Below are 2,399 nucleotides of genomic sequence, written 5' to 3'. Positions count from 1 at the left end.
AAACCTTGCGCCTAAAAAATTGGACACATACTAAGTCTGCGATTTTCACCTTCTGGACCTCTGCGTCACCTGCCGCCCAGACCGACGCCGCGCAGACCTCAGTACCTCAGCCTCCACCCGGTGGCCCCCCACACCGAACAGCCCTCTCCTCAAGGAAAACCGCTATCCCCTAAAGCCGACGATCCGCGCGAGGTGGTCCCGCTTCGAAAAGCAGAAGGCGTGGCAGGCCGAGCTGATCCGCGGCTTGCAGGACAGCGGCAATGGGACTGCCTCACGTTTGGGGGTCAAGCGGCGGCAGCCAAGGTCGGGTGGGTGTCGTTCGCTGGCGAGAACCTCTGCCCGAAGGCGGAGCCGAAGGTGCCGTTGTAGACAGCGCAGCGGACCTGCAGCAGGAGATCGGCACCCCGTCGGGTCCAGCGCATCTGCTGCGACTTGTTCATTCGACGGTTCACCAGGAAGTTGGCCGTCCCCTCGGTGATGGCGGTCCCGACCCGCAGGCCGGCACGGTGACGCTCGGCGTAGTTGACGGTCCAGTCGGCCTGGCTGACCAGATAGCCGTCCAGCGCCAACAACGCCGTCCACAGCTTCCGCGAGGGCGCAATCGACCGGCGGCTGTCGGGCTCGCCCCGGAAGTGGTGGATGACGGCGCGGATGCGCTCGATGCTGGCTTGGGCATCCTTGGCCTTGCCGTTCCACAGACGCCAACGCAGCCGGTCGGCTTCTGCGACGATCACCGCTTTTGCCTCCTGCCGCGCTGGCGTGTCGGTCGACAAGGCGGCGGCGGTTTGCTCCAGGTGCTGCAGCCGCATGGCGATGTGGAACCCATCGAGGATCGGCGGCTTGGTGACGCCGGCGGCGGTCAGGGTCAGCCGCAGGCCAGCGCATCCATCGGTGAAGCCGGTCAACACCGTGGCCCTGGTTCGGCCAACGCGGTCGAGCGTTCGGCCGATCAGCGCCACGACGTCTGTCTCCGATCCGGCCACGGCTGCGAACACCTGCCGGCCGCCAGCGTCGGTCTCGGCGTTGCCAACCGTGACCTCCAAATGCCGTTCCCCCTTTTCACAGCTACGAATGAAGGTCGCGTCCACGCTGACGGAGATCGCCGCCGCTGGCTTTGCAGGCGCGATTGCTGGGCGATGCCGCAGTTGTTCACCGAGCGTCAGGGTATGGCGACGAAGGGTCTCATGATCTTTGCCAGCGTCGACCGGGAACATCTGCTCCAGCACGTCCGCTGCCGTCCGATGGGTCATCAGCGCCGAGAGATGAGCCTGCAGTTGATCGAGCTCGGGCGTCGATCTGCCGTACGACGGCCAGTCGACACCGCTCTCGATCCCGTCGCAGGCGACGCAGCGGAACCGCGGCAGCCGAACGGTGACCTCGCCGAACAGCGTTGCGAGCCGCCTTTGCCGGTAATCCTTCACGTGGCAGGCGCCACCGCAGGAGCGGCAGCTTGGCCGTCGGGCGGCATGGTCCCTGGCTTGGGCGCCAACGATCTCGCGCTGAATGGCGGCCAGCACCTGCTTGGCTTCGGCCAAGCTCAGGCCCAGACTGGCGATGTCGCTCAGGTCACCGGGCCGCGCGATTTCCATCACGTCCATGCTCCGGTGATCGCCACCAGCGCCCGTTTCCACCAGCCGCACAATCCAGGCCACGCGCGCTACCCCAAAGAGAGCATCGCGCCGCAGGTTATCGCCTGTCCGTTCCAACCCCCAAACATGAGGCAGTCCCCGGGGCGCGACAGCGTGCCGGCCAGGCCCTGGCATTGGCGCAAGATGTGGAACACGTCACCATGGCACGGCGTGTCACCCCAGGCCGCCTGCTGCCCGGCGCGCAAGCCCCGCCCGGCATCGGCGATGGTGTAATCGGGCCGCAGCCCCCGCTCGGCGGCGTCGAGCAGGTGCACGCCCCAGGTGTCGGCGTCGCGGTGCTGCTCCGCCACCAAGAGGTAGCAGTACGTCGACGCCGGCCAACACGGGCGTGGCGCCCTGGAAGATCTCGTCGTGCAAGCCCACGCGGATGCTCGACAGGTCCTGGTCGCGGTTGATCGCGCCCGCCTGCCGCGTGGCCGCCTGGAGCACGTCGTGGACGCGGCCCAGGCTGACGGGGAGGCCCAGCAGGTCGCGCAGGAACTCGACGACGCCGCGGTACGAACTGCGGCAGACCAGCGGCAGTGCGACGATGACCTGGCGCAGCCAGGTCTTGGTCACCGCCAGCTCGAACAGCACCGCTTCGTCGGGCGTCGCGGATGAGAAGGCCTCGTCCAGCGCCGCGCGGGCCTTGTGCGTTTGCTGGTAGACGAACTTGCGGCTCACCCCGCGCCGGGCGGCCAGGTCGCTGACCGTCTCCGAACCGGCCAACGCCTGGATGGCCAGGTCCTTGCGGTCGCTCTCGGGCAGCGG

General features: G+C 67.7%; 1 protein-coding gene and 1 pseudogene. Both read right to left on the bottom strand.

From position 1 onward, the window contains the following. Window positions 1–284 precede the first annotated feature (284 nt). Window positions 285–1,598 carry an ISKra4 family transposase gene (locus VF632_RS09065; protein ID WP_331022554.1) on the bottom strand — a complete coding sequence of 438 codons (1,314 nt, stop codon included), beginning with the start codon at window positions 1,596–1,598 and terminating at the stop codon, window positions 285–287. A gap of 204 nt (window positions 1,599–1,802) precedes the next feature. Then, window positions 1,803–2,399, bottom strand: a pseudogene (locus tag VF632_RS09060) (hypothetical protein); the annotation flags it as partial.

The sequence above is a fragment of the Longimicrobium sp. genome, from assembly GCF_036388275.1.
Taxonomy (GTDB): Bacteria; Gemmatimonadota; Gemmatimonadetes; order Longimicrobiales; family Longimicrobiaceae; genus Longimicrobium.
Note: the sequence above shows the minus strand (reverse complement) of the source record. Positions and strands in the feature narration are given on the sequence as shown.